18 protein-coding genes are annotated in these 13,171 nt (G+C 62.1%); 1 reads left to right on the top strand and 17 read right to left on the bottom strand.

Translation table 11 applies throughout. The features are described 5' to 3' along the window. Window positions 1-279 precede the first annotated feature (279 nt). From SJY33_RS04845 to SJY33_RS04780, 14 genes are all read right to left on the bottom strand, one after another. The gene (locus SJY33_RS04845; RefSeq protein WP_379921460.1) at window positions 280-669 is read right to left on the bottom strand and encodes a CopG family transcriptional regulator; all 390 of its coding nucleotides are present in this window, start codon (window positions 667-669) and stop codon (window positions 280-282) included. Further along, on the bottom strand, window positions 666-2,654 hold the full coding sequence (locus tag SJY33_RS04840; RefSeq protein WP_379921459.1) for a conjugal transfer protein TraG: 1,989 nt from the start codon (window positions 2,652-2,654) through the stop codon (window positions 666-668). The genes SJY33_RS04845 and SJY33_RS04840 overlap by 4 nt, the downstream gene beginning before the upstream one ends. A gap of 112 nt (window positions 2,655-2,766) precedes the next feature. Further along, a complete protein-coding gene (locus tag SJY33_RS04835; protein ID WP_379921458.1) occupies window positions 2,767-3,468 on the bottom strand; it encodes an RES family NAD+ phosphorylase in 702 nt (233 codons plus the stop codon). Beyond that, entirely contained in the window at window positions 3,455-3,892 is a 438-nt protein-coding gene (locus SJY33_RS04830; RefSeq protein ID WP_379921457.1) for an antitoxin Xre-like helix-turn-helix domain-containing protein, read from the bottom strand. The genes SJY33_RS04835 and SJY33_RS04830 overlap by 14 nt, the downstream gene beginning before the upstream one ends. 79 nt (window positions 3,893-3,971) lie before the next feature. Then, window positions 3,972-5,717, bottom strand: a complete 1,746-nt coding sequence (locus SJY33_RS04825) for a relaxase/mobilization nuclease domain-containing protein (RefSeq protein WP_379921456.1) — start codon at window positions 5,715-5,717, stop codon at window positions 3,972-3,974. 247 nt (window positions 5,718-5,964) lie between these two features. Further along, window positions 5,965-6,666 (bottom strand): lytic transglycosylase domain-containing protein, encoded by a 702-nt coding sequence (locus tag SJY33_RS04820; RefSeq protein WP_379921455.1) that lies wholly within the window; start codon window positions 6,664-6,666, stop codon window positions 5,965-5,967. 3 nt (window positions 6,667-6,669) lie between these two features. After that, window positions 6,670-6,999: a DUF736 domain-containing protein gene (locus SJY33_RS04815; protein WP_379921454.1), complete on the bottom strand. Its 330-nt coding sequence runs from the start codon at window positions 6,997-6,999 to the stop codon at window positions 6,670-6,672. Between the two features lie 3 nt (window positions 7,000-7,002). Next, the gene (locus SJY33_RS04810) at window positions 7,003-7,581 is read right to left on the bottom strand and encodes a S26 family signal peptidase (protein WP_379921453.1); all 579 of its coding nucleotides are present in this window, start codon (window positions 7,579-7,581) and stop codon (window positions 7,003-7,005) included. Continuing rightward, window positions 7,578-8,117 (bottom strand): DUF2840 domain-containing protein, encoded by a 540-nt coding sequence (locus tag SJY33_RS04805; protein ID WP_379921452.1) that lies wholly within the window; start codon window positions 8,115-8,117, stop codon window positions 7,578-7,580. The genes SJY33_RS04810 and SJY33_RS04805 overlap by 4 nt, the downstream gene beginning before the upstream one ends. Before the next feature lie 146 nt (window positions 8,118-8,263). Continuing rightward, window positions 8,264-9,157, bottom strand: coding sequence for a replication initiator protein A (locus tag SJY33_RS04800; protein ID WP_379921451.1), 894 nt, complete (start codon window positions 9,155-9,157; stop codon window positions 8,264-8,266). Window positions 9,158-9,165: 8 nt separating this feature from the next. Beyond that, window positions 9,166-9,438, bottom strand: coding sequence for a helix-turn-helix transcriptional regulator (locus SJY33_RS04795; RefSeq protein ID WP_379921450.1), 273 nt, complete (start codon window positions 9,436-9,438; stop codon window positions 9,166-9,168). A 130-nt stretch (window positions 9,439-9,568) separates the two neighbouring features. After that, window positions 9,569-10,072, bottom strand: coding sequence for a DUF2285 domain-containing protein (locus SJY33_RS04790; protein ID WP_379921449.1), 504 nt, complete (start codon window positions 10,070-10,072; stop codon window positions 9,569-9,571). Next, window positions 10,050-10,343: a transcriptional regulator domain-containing protein gene (locus SJY33_RS04785; protein ID WP_379921448.1), complete on the bottom strand. Its 294-nt coding sequence runs from the start codon at window positions 10,341-10,343 to the stop codon at window positions 10,050-10,052. The genes SJY33_RS04790 and SJY33_RS04785 overlap by 23 nt, the downstream gene beginning before the upstream one ends. A gap of 157 nt (window positions 10,344-10,500) precedes the next feature. Continuing rightward, window positions 10,501-10,767 (bottom strand): DNA -binding domain-containing protein, encoded by a 267-nt coding sequence (locus SJY33_RS04780; RefSeq protein WP_379921447.1) that lies wholly within the window; start codon window positions 10,765-10,767, stop codon window positions 10,501-10,503. A gap of 220 nt (window positions 10,768-10,987) precedes the next feature. Between SJY33_RS04780 and SJY33_RS04775 the strand changes: the two genes are divergently transcribed. Next, window positions 10,988-11,212 carry a helix-turn-helix domain-containing protein gene (locus SJY33_RS04775; RefSeq protein ID WP_379921446.1) on the top strand — a complete coding sequence of 75 codons (225 nt, stop codon included), beginning with the start codon at window positions 10,988-10,990 and terminating at the stop codon, window positions 11,210-11,212. Window positions 11,213-11,262: 50 nt separating this feature from the next. Here SJY33_RS04775 and SJY33_RS04770 read toward each other — a convergent pair whose 3' ends face one another. From SJY33_RS04770 to SJY33_RS04760, 3 genes are all read right to left on the bottom strand, one after another. Beyond that, entirely contained in the window at window positions 11,263-11,583 is a 321-nt protein-coding gene (locus SJY33_RS04770) for a DUF736 domain-containing protein (RefSeq protein WP_379921445.1), read from the bottom strand. Window positions 11,584-12,194: 611 nt separating this feature from the next. Then, window positions 12,195-12,719, bottom strand: a complete 525-nt coding sequence (locus SJY33_RS04765) for a hypothetical protein (RefSeq protein WP_379921444.1) — start codon at window positions 12,717-12,719, stop codon at window positions 12,195-12,197. Window positions 12,720-12,743: 24 nt separating this feature from the next. Further along, window positions 12,744-12,908, bottom strand: a complete 165-nt coding sequence (locus SJY33_RS04760) for a hypothetical protein (protein ID WP_171008551.1) — start codon at window positions 12,906-12,908, stop codon at window positions 12,744-12,746. Between the last annotated feature and the right edge of the window lie 263 nt (window positions 12,909-13,171).

Raw genomic sequence — 13,171 nt, 5'->3', positions numbered from 1 at the left:
GCAGCTCCGCCGTTACCTGCCTATTCTGCATGCTGCTCGTCGCCGACGCGAGCACATTCGCAGCAGACGAAGCAGCTATATTCGCTATGACTTTGGCATGAATACCAGTCCTAGACTACGGAGTTCTTCTTCGTCGCGAGCGGGGCTTTGGTTCACGCAAAGTCTCCGACGACCACGCCGCAATCGGGCTGACACATCGCCTGGACCTAAGCCTGGACCTGAACGCTGTTGGCGGCGGTGATCGGATAACGTCAGCCATGCAGGCGAATACCGCCCCGTCTAGACCCGAAAGTCTCCCAACCGGGACCGTCCCTCCAACCTTCGCGCGAGTGCCTCTACAAATCCCTCATAGCGCTCCTTGCCCTGCGCTTGCGCTGCGGCAAGACCACTATCCGGCAGTGGCGGATTGGCTGTTAGCCAGAACCGCACGAACAATGCCAACGCCTCGGTGGTGATCTCGGTTTGCTGATCGAGCTGGCCTAGCCGCCGGTCGATGCGATCAAGGCGGCGGCTGAGCGCCGCTTCGAGCTGCTCAGGATTGTCTGGCGACATGAATGACCGCAGAGCAGCCTCTACCACATCGGGTTGGCCGACGCGCCTGCGCATTGCGAACTCGGAAAGCTGGTCGATCACATCGGGAGGTAGCCGAAACGTGCGCTTCAGCTTCACAGTTCGATCCCGTCGCCGAGGTCGAGCGAGGCCTGCCGTGCGCCGCGCTCCATAGTGCGCCGGATGCGTTCACCGTCCGCGGCTGATTGGTCAGCGTCTGCGGCGTCAGATTCGGCAAAGTCGAATTCCGCTGCAGGAGACTTGGGCCGCGCAACCACTTCGACATGTTCGGGCAAGTCAGGCTCGCGCCGTAAACCGCCATTGGCAGGATCGATCCTGCGGCCACCGTCTTCGGCTGATTTGGGGTCTGGCTCAATCGGGGGCAGAGCGCTCCAGTCGTCGGTGGCGCGCGTGTCCGCGGGCTGGCCGCAGATCGCGGGGGTGGGCAGCACTCGGGACTGCAGTCGACGGTCAGCGTAATAGCGCGCCTTCTTAGCCTTGATCGGCGGTGCCCCTGACAAGAGAACAACCTCGTCGGTCTGCGGCAATTGCAAGATCTCGCCGGGCGTGAGGAGTGCGCGCGCCGTTTCAGAGCGCGAGATCATCAGGTGGCCAAGCCAAGGCGAGAGCCGGTGCCCGGCATAATTCTTCATCGAGCGCTGCTCCGTGGTTGTGCCGAGAGCTTCTGAGACCCGTTTGGCTGTGCGTTCATCGTTGGTCGCAAAGGCCACGCGAACATGGCAATTGTCGAGGATGGCGTTGTTCTGTCCATAGGCACGCTCGATCTGGTTCAGGGACTGCGCAATCAGGAAGGCCTTGAGGCCGTAGCCCGCCATGAAGGCTAGGGCGCTTTCGAAGAAATCGAGGCGGCCGAGGGCTGGGAACTCATCCAGCATGAGCAGCACGCGCTGGCGCTTGGTCGCAGGGTCGAATTCTTCGGTAAGGCGGCGGCCAATCTGGTTGAGGATCAGGCGGATCAGCGGCTTGGTGCGGCTGATGTCGGACGGCGGCACGACCAGATAGAGCGAGGTCGGTCGCCCGTTGATAAGATCGGCGATCCGCCAATCCGAATGGCTGGTGACCTTGGCGATGACTGGATCGCGATAGAGGCCCAGAAAGGACATTGCGGTCGACAGCACGCCCGATCTCTCGTTGTCAGACTTGTTGAGCAGCTCGCGCGCCGCGCTGGCAACGACCGGGTGCGGGCCCGCTTCACCGAGATGCGGGGTGTCCATCATCGCATTAAGCGTGTTCTCAATGGTCTCGTCGGGGTTGGAGAGGAAAGCCGCGACGCCAGCGAGCGATTTGTCGCGCCCGGCGTACAGCACGTGAAGGATGGCTCCGACCAGCAGCGCGTGGCTGGTCTTTTCCCAGTGGTTGCGCTTTTCGAGACTGCCTTCGGGGTCGACCAGAATATCTGCAATGTTCTGCACGTCGCGCACCTCATTTAGGCCGCGGCGCACTTCGAGCAGCGGGTTGTAAGCGGACGATTCAAGACTGGTTGGATCGAAACGCAGCGTACGGCTGAACGTGCTACGAAAACCCGCAGTGACATCCCAGTTCTCGCCCTTGATGTCATGCACGATCGCCGAGCCCGACCAGGTCAGCAGGGTCGGGATTACCAGGCCGACGCCTTTGCCGGAGCGTGTCGGAGCAAAGCACAGGACATGTTCAGCCCCGTCGTGGCGAAGGTAGTTGTTCTGAAACTGGCCAAGCACTACCCCGGTGTCGGCCAGTAATTCGGCCTTGCGGATGTCATCGCGGGTTGCCCAGCGTGCGGTTCCGTAGGTGTTGGCGTTGCGGTTCTCGCGGCCGCGCCAGACGGACATCGCGATGGCGACCACGATTGCCACGAACCCGCCCGAGGTGGCGATCATCCCCCCGGTATCGAATATCTGCGGAGCGTAGGCGTCGAACGAGAACCACCACCAGAACAGGTCATAGGGGCGATAGACCGGATGGTCGAACAGACGGAACCAGGGCGCACCGAGCTCTGGCTGGAAACTGAGCGCCGAGGCTGTCCATTGGGTTGCCGACCAGACGCTCGCAACAATGATGATCAGTACCGCGAGGATCTGACCCCACAGGATTTTTGCAGCCGACATAGCGCAACTCCGCTTCGTTCACGCCTAGGTCGGTGAGCTTCGGAGAAGTTGGCAAGCGAGGAGTTGGGTTGTGAAGGCCTTGGCGTAGAAACGGACAGGTTTGCGCAGATCGTTAGATCGGCTCCCACGCATAATCCGGTGTGCCCGACCAAGTCAGCCGAACCATTGCGCCTTGGACCACCGACTGCACGACGTTTGGCCAGAGCGCAGCGATGCAGGTGCCGCCTGTGTGGCGGACCGAGGGGTAGATAATGCCGTTGTGGCCCTCGACGCGTGCCTGCGCGGCTAGAACATTGCCAGCGTCATATCCGGTCGCGGGGTCGGCATCGAGCGCGGGATGATCCGCTGCCTCGCGCAGGTCAACGAACACGCCGGCCATGCTCGCCAGCATTTCGCCATATTCGACAACCGCGTTGAAGTCGCCAGCGTCAGCAAGTGCCTTGGTTAGGTGATGCCCGACTTCTGCAATGCAGGTTTCAACCGCCAACGCCGCATACCATGCACCGCGGTCCGCAGGGTTGAAGCGCATTTGCTCACGGGGTTTGGCATAGGCGAAGCTGGCATTGATGAAGCGGGCATGCGGCACGCCATGGACGAGTTCTTCGGGGCTGAGTGCGCCAAGTCCGCGCTCCTCGGCAACCAACCGCCCGCTGGTCGCGCCTTCGATCTCGGCAAGCAGCGCCAACTCGTCGGGATCGTCGGCCAGCGGCGCGAGCACGGCTTCGCGCAGCCGCGCGCTGGCCACAAGCCTGATGGTGCGCGGGAATGCCTCACGCACCAGCGGCAGTGCGGATTGCGGCTCAGAGCCCGCCACGCAGCGCGTCGATATACTGCCGGGTTTCGAGCATACGGGGAATGCCGCCTTCGATCATCGCGTCGACCGGCGACTTCGCGCCGAACACCGGCGCCCGGTTGGGCAGGCGCGGCCAGCGGTCGGCCATCGCGTCGGCAAACAGCAGATGCAGCCCCTTGAAGACACCGATCAAGGCAGAGGCGCGGGTCAGTTGGTCCTGGCTCAGGGTGCCGTCCCATTTGCCAGCCTTGATCCGGTCCCATGTGCTCTCGGATACGCCGAGCAGCGCGGCGCCTTCGGCATTGCTGCCACCCCAGGCATCGACGAGCCGCAGCACGGCCTTGACCGCCGCGCCGGTCAGACGCTTGCGGTCGCCGTCGCTCGAAAAGGTCTGCAGGCCTGCTGCTGCCGGGGCCGCATGATGGGTGAATGCTGCGCTTGCCATGGTCGTTTCTCCTGACGCGAATATACGCATCACATGGTGCGGTTGTCAAGATTGGGCTGATACCGGTCAGCTTGCCACATCATATCTCGATCGACCTGCTTCGGCCGAGTGTCCATTCGATGCCACCACCTGACCGCGGCTGGCCGCTCACATATTGCCCGAGCTGCCGGTCGAGCTGCTTTGACCAAGGGACAAGCGAAAACCCAAGGCCATCGTCGATCATCGCAAACCGGCCCGAAGCAAGTTGGATGCGCTGGCGATAGACGCCTGATACCTCACCGGATGATCGGCTTTGGCGATAGGGCAAGCCATGTTCACGCGAAAGTGAGGCGCCGGCGTCGGCGAGGTCGCGCTCGCGCAAGGTGCCAAGCAGGTTGCGGGACAGGGCGAAGCGGTCACCGCGCCGTTGGGCAAGACCTTCGCTTTCCAGATATTCGAGCCGGCGCGTTTTCGCTGCTTCGACTTCGCTGCCAAAACCTGGACCGAGCGGCAGAGGCTCCGATGCAATCAATTGCTTGTCGAGCCAGGTGGCTCCGCCGCTGCGCTCCTGGGTAGCAAGATCGAGATCAGAATGTGTCAAGAGCGAGGATTGCTCGCGGCCGCGCCGATCAGTCCAGACGCGCAGCTCGACGATTGCGCCCGGCGCAGCATCGCCGGTCAGGTCGATGTCGGAGAATTTGCAATGATGGACCCGGCCATCCACGCCGTCGACTACGGCATAGGCCTGACCGGTCAACTCATTGTGCAGGCCGCGCTCGACCAGTCGCCCGAGGACAGGCTCGCTCGCCCTTTCATTATGAAGGGCAAATCGACCCGCTTCAGCGGCAAGGCCGTGCCCGGTCATGGCGCGGTGCATCGTTTTGATGATATCGCCTCTGGTGCCAAGTTCCCGCAAGGCCTGCTCCAGTGCTGGCTTCAACCGCCAGCAAGCTGGCGCAATCCTGTCTGCCAGTCCCATCCGCTCGAGCTTCGTGGCGCGGCCGATGAGATGCTGATTGGCCGGATTGCCGATCCGTTGCGGATCGGGGCGCAGATCGACCACGCCGCCGAGGCCGTCACCAAGCGTTTGCAGCTGGCGATCAAGACCGGTCCAGCGATCGGCCTGCACCTCGCGGGCCAGGCTTCGATCAATGTCCTGCTGGGTCCGTGCGCCCAGTTCCATGGTCACCAGCTGCGCGGCGCGAGCCCGCATGCCCTCGCTGATGTAGCTGCGGTCGATAACCAGGTCGCGGCCATCCTCGGCCTTGCCGCGTACCAGAATGTGGATGTGGGGATTTTCGGTGTTCCAATGGTCAACGGCGACCCAGTCGAGATCGGTGCCAAGATCCTTTTCCATCTGCGTCAGCAGGTCTCGGGTAAAGCTCCGCACATCGGTCAGTTCGGCCGTGTCTTCGGGCGAAACAATGAAACGGAAATGGTGGCGGTCATCGGCGCAGCGCTCGGCGAAGGCTCCGCCGTCGACGGTATCATCGCCGCTGCCGAACAGCGCCGCATCCTTTCCGTCGCGGGTCACGCCATCGCGCTTGAGATAGGTCAGGTGCTTTGCCAGCGGCGCGGCAGTGAAGCGAGCCCCGCGATGCCGCACAATCCTCGCCTTGACGATCACCCGGCGCTGACTTGCGCGTGAGCTTGCCTGCAGGCTTGCGATCCTTCCCCGGGCAAGCCGACCGCTGCTGCGCCGCGATCCGGAACCACCCGCTCGGCCGCCATGTCCTGACCGGTTGGCAAGCGCCCGCAGTTGGGCTTTGAGTGTGCGCGCCTTGCCTTGGCCGGAACTGCGATCTCGGATGCGCCCGGGCCTGATTTCCAGATCGTCATCACTCATGAGGTCAAGCGATGCAATGCAGCGGCTGGCTCATTGAACGGCGGAATTGCGACAATTATCGAACCAGGAGCCAGCCATGGGGCAGGGCGGCTGGCTGTGAAAATCCCGCAATTCTGCGGCCCCACACCCCGGCGGCTGGCTCCGCTTTCATCTTGCCATCCTCCTGACCCATCCTTTCCTGCAACCCCGCTTCCGCACAATTTTGCGCTAGTCCACGCCATGACGCGCCAGATTGGGAGGTGGCCCATCACTGGTCGCGGTTCCCCAAGACAGGGACGAACAGGCCGCCATGCGGACGCAGCGAAGCAGGTGGCGCAGCCGCCGTTCCTTCGCTTATGTCCGCGTTTGGCGCTGACTCGGTCGCGGCAGTTCGCGCCGCGAACAGCCCGCTTTGCGTCCACGCAATGCGCACGGGCCGCGCAGGCGACGCGCTGGCGACGACATTTGCTGTGCTGTCGGATTGCAGCATCGGTGCGATTTTGGCGACATAAGCGTGGGTTTCGGCAGGAAGCGGGCGACCGCGATCGCGCCACTCCTGATAGCGCCCTGGGCCTGCATTATACGCGGCGAGCATGCCGTAGGCGCCGTAACTGTCGTACATTTCGCGAAGATAGCTGGTGCCTGCCAAAATGTTGTCGCGCGGATCGAACGGGTCGCTGCCGAGACGGAAACGGGCGCGCTGGCGCGCCCAGGTTCCAGGCATGAGCTGCATCAGCCCCATCGCTCCGGCCGACGATACCGCGCCGATCCGGCCAGCGCTCTCGGCCCGCATGACCGCATAGATCCATTGCTCCGGGATGCCGAAACGCAGCGATGCCTCAGCAACGTGCGCTGCAATGTCGACGGTGCGCGGCGCTGCCGGGTCGGCAGCGTCCTGCCCAAAGGCAGGCGCGGCACCGAACATGGCGAGCGCAGCCAAGGCGGCAAAGCCCAAGCGGCGTAGCTGCATGGCTCAGTTCGCCTTTTCGCGCCGCGAGGGACGCGACCACACCAAAACATGGCCGTCGTCATCGCCCTTGAACAGGTTTGCCCGCAGCGGCTGCAAGAATGAGGGATCATCAATCTGCAAGCTGACATAGTCGCCAGCCTTCTCCCCGACATGCTTCCAGCCTGCGCCGATTTCGCGCGCGCCTTCATCTTCGCCAGCAACCACACGGAAGTCCGGAGCATTTTCACTTTCCGATAGGTCTGCCGGGACGAGTGAGATCTCAATGCTGAGCGACAGCGTCCGCAATTGCCCGTTGTAGCCGCCACCGGCCGCACGAAAAGTTCCGATACGCATGGGTCAATCTCCTTGGGTTGAGGGTAAAGAAGCGTCGGAGGTGCGCGGATCGGCGAACCAGACATGGTCGCCAATGCCCGCTTCATCGGTCCAGACTGGGGCCGCGCGACCAATGACATGGGTCAGACGCAGCACGCCGAAATAGCGCCCATCGAAACTGTCGGGCGCTGCCGGGTTCATGACAAACAGCTCGCCGATGCGCAGCACATGGCAGCCGGCCCAGGTCGGCAGTGCGCGCCCCAGACGGTCCCGCGGACGCGCCGCGCCGACATATTGGCCGTCGATCGTGATGCTCAATGCATCTCGGCAGACGCGCTGGCCGCGCACTGCTGCGATGCGCTTCAGCAGCGGGACGCCTGTCGGGAGGTAATGCCGCTCGGCGAGCAAGCGGCGCAATTCCGGCGGCGGCTCAATGGCCACCCGCTCGCCAACATGTAGGCTCGCCTTGCCACGGATGGCGTAGAGTCCAGTGGGGACCGAGGCGGTCGCATTCCACACGGCGAAGCGCGCGACTGGCACGGCCAAGGTCGTGAGCGTTGCGCAACCGACGATGGCTGCAAATATCATGCTGCGCCGCTTCATGGCAGAAGTGCCTTGCGCTGGAGCCAGGCTTGGTGCCGCGCGGGCGTGTAGTCACGCGGAGTAAGTCGGCCCGCCATCCTGTTGTGGATGTGTCGCCAATGTTCCGGAGCAACATCGCAGGGGTCTATACCAGACGCTACGACGCCATCGATCAGCCGGAAAACTTGCGCGACCTTGGGCCAGCCATGGACCGAAAGCAGCAGCTCTCCGCCGGGGTCGACCTGCGGCACGGTTGCGCATTGCTTGCCCAGGCTGACAGCTTGAACGATGTCTAAGGTTGAACGGACGGTGCCATAATTGTTGGACGCCCAGCGGACCAAGGCGAACACCTGACCCGCCTTATAGCTCTCGATCCGCTCGCTACGGCTGAGGATCCGTTCGGTAACGGGCTTACCGAATTTGACCCAGTCCTCATGCCGGCCCTCGCGCCAGACCAGCGTCACACGGGTCAGCTCCGGGTCATCGCCGATCCTCGTATCGGCAGGCCTTTCGGGCGGCGCGCCGCTGTTTGTCCACAGGCGCGTAGCCGTTAGCAAGAATCCGAAGGATTCTTTGTTAGGATAGTTAAGGGCAAAAATTGCCGATGTTTTCCCGTAATTTGGACGGCGTTTTGGTTCCCGATAGTCCGAACTTCCGGTTCCTGATGGTCCGAGTGTGGCGGTTCCTGATAGTCCGTGCTGCATCATGACATATCCACAGGGTGATGGTTGGTGGTCCGCAGACCAAGACGGCGCATTGCGGCGTCGAACGGGTCGGGCCGGACAGCGACAAAGTTCAACCGTTCGCGGCCGAGTGCATGTACGATGGTGAGCGTGTATCCCGGCAGCGCTTGGCGGCGGACGATGTCGCGCAGCTCGAATGCGAAGCGTTTCGGCGGCGAGAGCGCACCTGACTTCATGTGCAGATGCTGGAAGTCGAAGCTCCAGCCTCCGCGCTGTTTGCCCCCATGCTTGCGCACGAGGCGGTAAAGCCAGCGCTCCAGACCACCGGTCAGTGCGAAGTAGTCGGCATCAATGGTGAGCACGAGCGCCTGATCGATCACGCCTTCGTAGAACCAATCAGGGATGATCATCTCGATCCCGAGCGCGCGACCCGAATGGTCGAGACGCTCTTTCCACTCATTGATCCACGAAAAGCGGTGCCGCCGCCGCGCATCATGCTGGCGGATGGAGGTTGCGATGGTGGTCGATTGCAGGCGATCCAGCCCGGCCTTCAGCCGCTCATAGCTGGCTTTGCCTGTGCCCCGCCGGGTGAAGGCAAGGATCTCGTGCGGGGTCGCGGCGATCAACCGCGAGGTAGGCCGACCGGCATCGCGCGCTTCGACGATCTGGCTCGCTACCCAGATGAGGACATCAGCGTCCCAGATAGTCGCCATGCCATGTTCGGCTGTCGCCTCGACGAGGATCGAAACCTCACCCATCCGGAAATCGATCGGACGGACTCGCTTTGATTTGGCGAGGCTGAAGAACGGCCAAGCCATCAGGTCCTGCGCGTCGCGCGCGGCAATATCGCGGCCTTGGGACACGAACAGGTCAAGCTGCGCAGGCTTGGCTGTGAAGGCGGACAGGCGTCGCATTGCGTGCCTCAGCGCCGGACCGGCGGAGTATAGCCATCAAGACGCTTGGCTGGGTGGACGATACCTTTGCCGGGATCGCTGGTTGACCGCCGCAGCCCTTGCTCTGCCCATGCGTCAAGATCTGTCACCGCATAGACGATCCGGCCACCGAGCTTGCGATAGACTGGCCCCGTCCCGAAACAGCGGTGCTTTTCGAGTGTGCGGGCCGAAAGCCCGAGGTGCACTGCAGCATCGGGCGTCCGCAGAAATCGTGCAGTCACAGGGGTGGGTATGGCATCCATGGCAAGGCTCCGGCGAAGGTTGGCAGCGGCAGCGGGCTGTCGCTGGGGTTCGCGAGCTTTGGCGGAGGATTGGCATGGGCAGGGAGTGACCGAATGCAGGTGCCGCAATCTGTCACCCCGGATGTCTCGGTCAGCGGTGTAAGAGAATATCGCGATATCCGCCGGAGACGAGGCTACGCGCTTGGGCGATCAGCCGAAGAACCTGCCGCCGCTCACTCGAGGCTTTCCAGGTCGCTCCGACAAGAGGACGGTGGTTGGGGAAGATCAGGCCGTAGGCGAGGTCACGAGAAGACGCACCCGCCACGAGCGTATCGTGGATGGCGAGGAAGCGGCTCAACCGCAGCCGTTGATTGTGCGTGATGACGTGAGCGCCTTGGGATTTAGAGCTGGAGCCGCGCGTTATCAGATGCATACGCGTGACAGCTGCGATGCGCAGGTGATAGGTTTCATCGCACGGTATCGAGACGGCGGGAACGGGCAAGGCGGCTCGGTATTGAATGCAAAGTCGCAGCTTGGAGCTGCCCCTCGTATAAACGAGATGTTTGCCGACTGATGTCGATATCTCTGCCAGCGGCTTCCAGCTCGACAGCCACATCAGAGGCAGGTCCGGGTTAGAAGTTTCGACGATGATCACGTCGGGCGATGCGCTGGGCGACCAGTGGGCCGGGCTCTGGCGCGGATTTGCTTGTGGATCGGTGGGGAAAGCTCAGGCCCCATCGCCGGGACAGGCCCTCCTTTTCATGGTGTTCGACCGATGGGAAGCGAGCAATGCGCTCTTCAGTTTCGGCATAATCGCGGCGGTAATCAGCATTACGGTGCAGGAATTCCTGCGCGAAGTCCGCATAGTCGTGATCGCGATATTGATCCGCGGTCGATGGTGACCGCCATGACGAACCACCGGGCATAAAGACCCCTGCAAAGCACAGGCAAAAAGGCCAAGCATCAAGGTTTTGTTAACCAACGGTAAGCCGCAAGTATCAAAATCTGGGGATGCTTATGCCCGGAGGCGCAGAAATTCTGACGGAGCGTTTAGGGCAAGGGGGCCAATCCGTGTCCGAGAATTCAGCCTTTTTGTTCTTTCTCAAGCAGATGTCGATATCCGTGGGACGTCATCCAGCGTGCTCGGTCGAGGTGGGTCTCATGGACCTGACGCGCCCAGACCGGCTCCAGGGCAGGATCGATCCCAAAGACGATCTGCACAACTTCGGTCCATTCCGCACCTTCGTCGGCGGCATCAAGTAGCCGTAAATACGTGACAAAATGGCGTTCGTCATACGGCGTTACCGTATCCGAGACGGGCGGGCTTTTTTCGAAAGAAGCAATCGTCATGGTCCGAGCCTTTGGTTCCGACTCATTTTTGCATCGACAGTCTTTTAGCACCAAGACCCACCAAAATGGCGAAAACTTCGCTTGTTCGACAACGGGCAGGGAATTGTACCTTTTCGCGGATAACCCGTGCGCGTTGCCAGCCTGCTGAAATCAGCCGAACTCCAGTCTTGAAGAGTATACTCCGTGGTTAAATACTCTGCAACGGTGGTGAGTTCGTGCAATGAAATTGCGCGAGGTCCTGGCTGCGAATCTGAAACGCTATCGGTTGGCTGCTGGCCTGTCGCAAGAAGAGCTTGCACATCGGGCCCATCTCGATCGAACCTATGTCAGCAGCCTTGAGCGTGGACGCTACAGTGCCTCGGTCGACAAGCTTGAGCATCTTTCCATAGCGCTCGGCATTGAAGCCTCAGAACTCCTTATAAGAGTGACGTCAGCAGACGAATGAGAATGCCAGAAGCCCCGCCCGGCAGGTGCCGGGCGGGGCTGGCTGTTCGGTCAGTCGCCGTTGGTGCGGCGCGCGCGCGACCAGATCAGATTGAAGCTCTTGCCGTCTTCGTCATCGAAGAGGTTGGCAAAGATGGGAGCGGTGAAGCTGGGATCGTCGAGCTTGACCGAGAGATATTCGCGGCCTTCGTTGGAGGTCTTGGTCCAGGCGGCGCCGATTTCCGCGCGGCCGACGAAAACCCGGTGCGACGGCGCATTTTCGTTGTCGCTGGCTTCGGGGACGATGCGGACGTTCTTCTGCTGCACCGACATGGTGACGATCTCGCCCTTGTATTCGCTGCCGGTCTTGGTGAAAGTTCCGATGTTGGCCATGATGCATTCCTTCAAGTTGGTCGAACCCGCGCCCATCGCGGCCTCGATGGCTGGTTGAAGGCAGGGGCTTGCGCCCGCTGCACCGGAACGGCCGAAACGCAGTGGAGGACGACGGCCAGACGGCTTTCTTGCCTCGCGAGGAATGGGCGGCACGTCCAGGGGAAGAAAGTTGGCGCAGACGGCGTTGCAGCAAGGGATCAAGCGGCGAAGCCATCCCCTGCCAACCACGGCCATTGACGAGGCAGCAGTGGGCCCGGGTCACACTTGACCGGGAGAAATGGCACTTCCCGGACTTCCAAGACCGAAATGCGATGAGAAAGGTGTCGTCACCGGTGTGCTGCCTAGTGGTCACCGCAATCGCAGATATCGGCAACGGCCATGCGCCAATCCGGGCCTGATTGAGATCAGCGCAATCGGTCCGCCACTGGCCAGCTCAAAACCGGCTGCGAATTCTCGGCCTCGCTCCGACCGCGCAAACGCCCAGACCAAGCTGACCCAAGAAGAGGGACGCAGAAACTGCCACTCGAACACAACGCCTGCCTCGTACTGGCCGATTTGGCCGTGTGAGCCCCGCCGGGCACCTGCCGGGCGGGCCTTCGAAAATGGCAAAGCTAGGGACGGGCGCGGCTCCAATGAGTCCAGGATGCAGCCGCGATGATCGCAGCGCCAAGCAATGACAAGGCGTGTTGCCATGCGCTTGGCGGCATGGTCGCCGCAGCAATGCCGTGGACTGCGTGATAGCCCGCAATGGCTGCGGGCGCGGCAAAGGCGAAGCCGACCGCAGCACGTGTCAGGTCGGACTTAGCAAACGCCAGCGTTAACTGGGCTGCAGCGAGCACGATGATGGTAGATATGCCTGCGGCGGCGAGCGCAGCGAGAATGCCGCTATCGGTGCGGTAAGTCGCCGAACCCGCAAGAAACGCGACTAACAGCGGAAGGGCGTAAATCGAAAGGCGGAATAGAAGCGCGCAGCACAGGAATACTGCGACGATTAACAGGGCAAAGCCGATCAGCATGGCGTCCTCCTTGTATCCAAGGGTAAGGGACGCGCTCTCCACCTCCACCGCAGCGCAATGTGCATGGAATCCATAGCAGAAATGCGCATCGGCTGGAATACCCGATGAGCATCCAGCCATGCGCCGCAACGCAATCTGACGCGGTCAGGGATTGAACGGGTCATATTCGCGCACGATGCTGTCGGCATCGCCATCGAATTCGGACGTTGGGACTGCGGCGTAGCCGTTACCGGCGTGGAACAGGGTAACGCAGACCATCAGGGTGCGGGCGAGGCTCCAGGCATGACGCTGAGCGATGGTGAGTGACATATTCGAGCTCCTGTCTCGGAGCAGGGACCATCCCCGCTCGACAGGCCCCGGACAGACGGCGCAAAGCCGCAATCACCACGAAGGTGCAGCCGCAGTGGCCGCACGCGCAGCGTAGCGGACCCTTTACGGGTTGATTGAGGGAGGCTTGGGGTCGGCCAACGGATTGGCCACGAAGAGCGAGGTAGTTGCCGCGTGTGCGTAGTGGTCCTATTTGGACGACACCGTCGAAGTCGGCTTCAGATGGAACACTCGAATAGGCCGCG

It is taken from the genome of Erythrobacter sp. R86502 (assembly GCF_042466465.1).
In the GTDB taxonomy this organism is placed as follows: Bacteria; Pseudomonadota; Alphaproteobacteria; order Sphingomonadales; family Sphingomonadaceae; genus Erythrobacter.
Note: the sequence above shows the minus strand (reverse complement) of the source record. Positions and strands in the feature narration are given on the sequence as shown.

What these genes read in the sequence shown, in the direction of transcription:
- SJY33_RS04840 (WP_379921459.1), bottom strand. Translation starts at nt 2,654, where the DNA reads ATGTCGGCTGCAAAAATCCTGTGGGGTCAGATCCTCGCGGTACTGATC.
- SJY33_RS04830 (WP_379921457.1), bottom strand. Translation starts at nt 3,892, where the DNA reads ATGGCAAGCGCAGCATTCACCCATCATGCGGCCCCGGCAGCAGCAGGC.
- SJY33_RS04825 (WP_379921456.1), bottom strand. Translation starts at nt 5,717, where the DNA reads ATGAGTGATGACGATCTGGAAATCAGGCCCGGGCGCATCCGAGATCGC.
- SJY33_RS04820 (WP_379921455.1), bottom strand. Translation starts at nt 6,666, where the DNA reads ATGCAGCTACGCCGCTTGGGCTTTGCCGCCTTGGCTGCGCTCGCCATG.
- SJY33_RS04815 (WP_379921454.1), bottom strand. Translation starts at nt 6,999, where the DNA reads ATGCGTATCGGAACTTTTCGTGCGGCCGGTGGCGGCTACAACGGGCAA.
- SJY33_RS04810 (WP_379921453.1), bottom strand. Translation starts at nt 7,581, where the DNA reads ATGAAGCGGCGCAGCATGATATTTGCAGCCATCGTCGGTTGCGCAACG.
- SJY33_RS04800 (WP_379921451.1), bottom strand. Translation starts at nt 9,157, where the DNA reads ATGCGACGCCTGTCCGCCTTCACAGCCAAGCCTGCGCAGCTTGACCTG.
- SJY33_RS04795 (WP_379921450.1), bottom strand. Translation starts at nt 9,438, where the DNA reads ATGGATGCCATACCCACCCCTGTGACTGCACGATTTCTGCGGACGCCC.
- SJY33_RS04785 (WP_379921448.1), bottom strand. Translation starts at nt 10,343, where the DNA reads ATGCCCGGTGGTTCGTCATGGCGGTCACCATCGACCGCGGATCAATAT.
- SJY33_RS04780 (WP_379921447.1), bottom strand. Translation starts at nt 10,767, where the DNA reads ATGACGATTGCTTCTTTCGAAAAAAGCCCGCCCGTCTCGGATACGGTA.
- SJY33_RS04775 (WP_379921446.1), top strand. Translation starts at nt 10,988, where the DNA reads ATGAAATTGCGCGAGGTCCTGGCTGCGAATCTGAAACGCTATCGGTTG.
- SJY33_RS04770 (WP_379921445.1), bottom strand. Translation starts at nt 11,583, where the DNA reads ATGGCCAACATCGGAACTTTCACCAAGACCGGCAGCGAATACAAGGGC.
- SJY33_RS04765 (WP_379921444.1), bottom strand. Translation starts at nt 12,719, where the DNA reads ATGGCTGGATGCTCATCGGGTATTCCAGCCGATGCGCATTTCTGCTAT.
- SJY33_RS04760 (WP_171008551.1), bottom strand. Translation starts at nt 12,908, where the DNA reads ATGTCACTCACCATCGCTCAGCGTCATGCCTGGAGCCTCGCCCGCACC.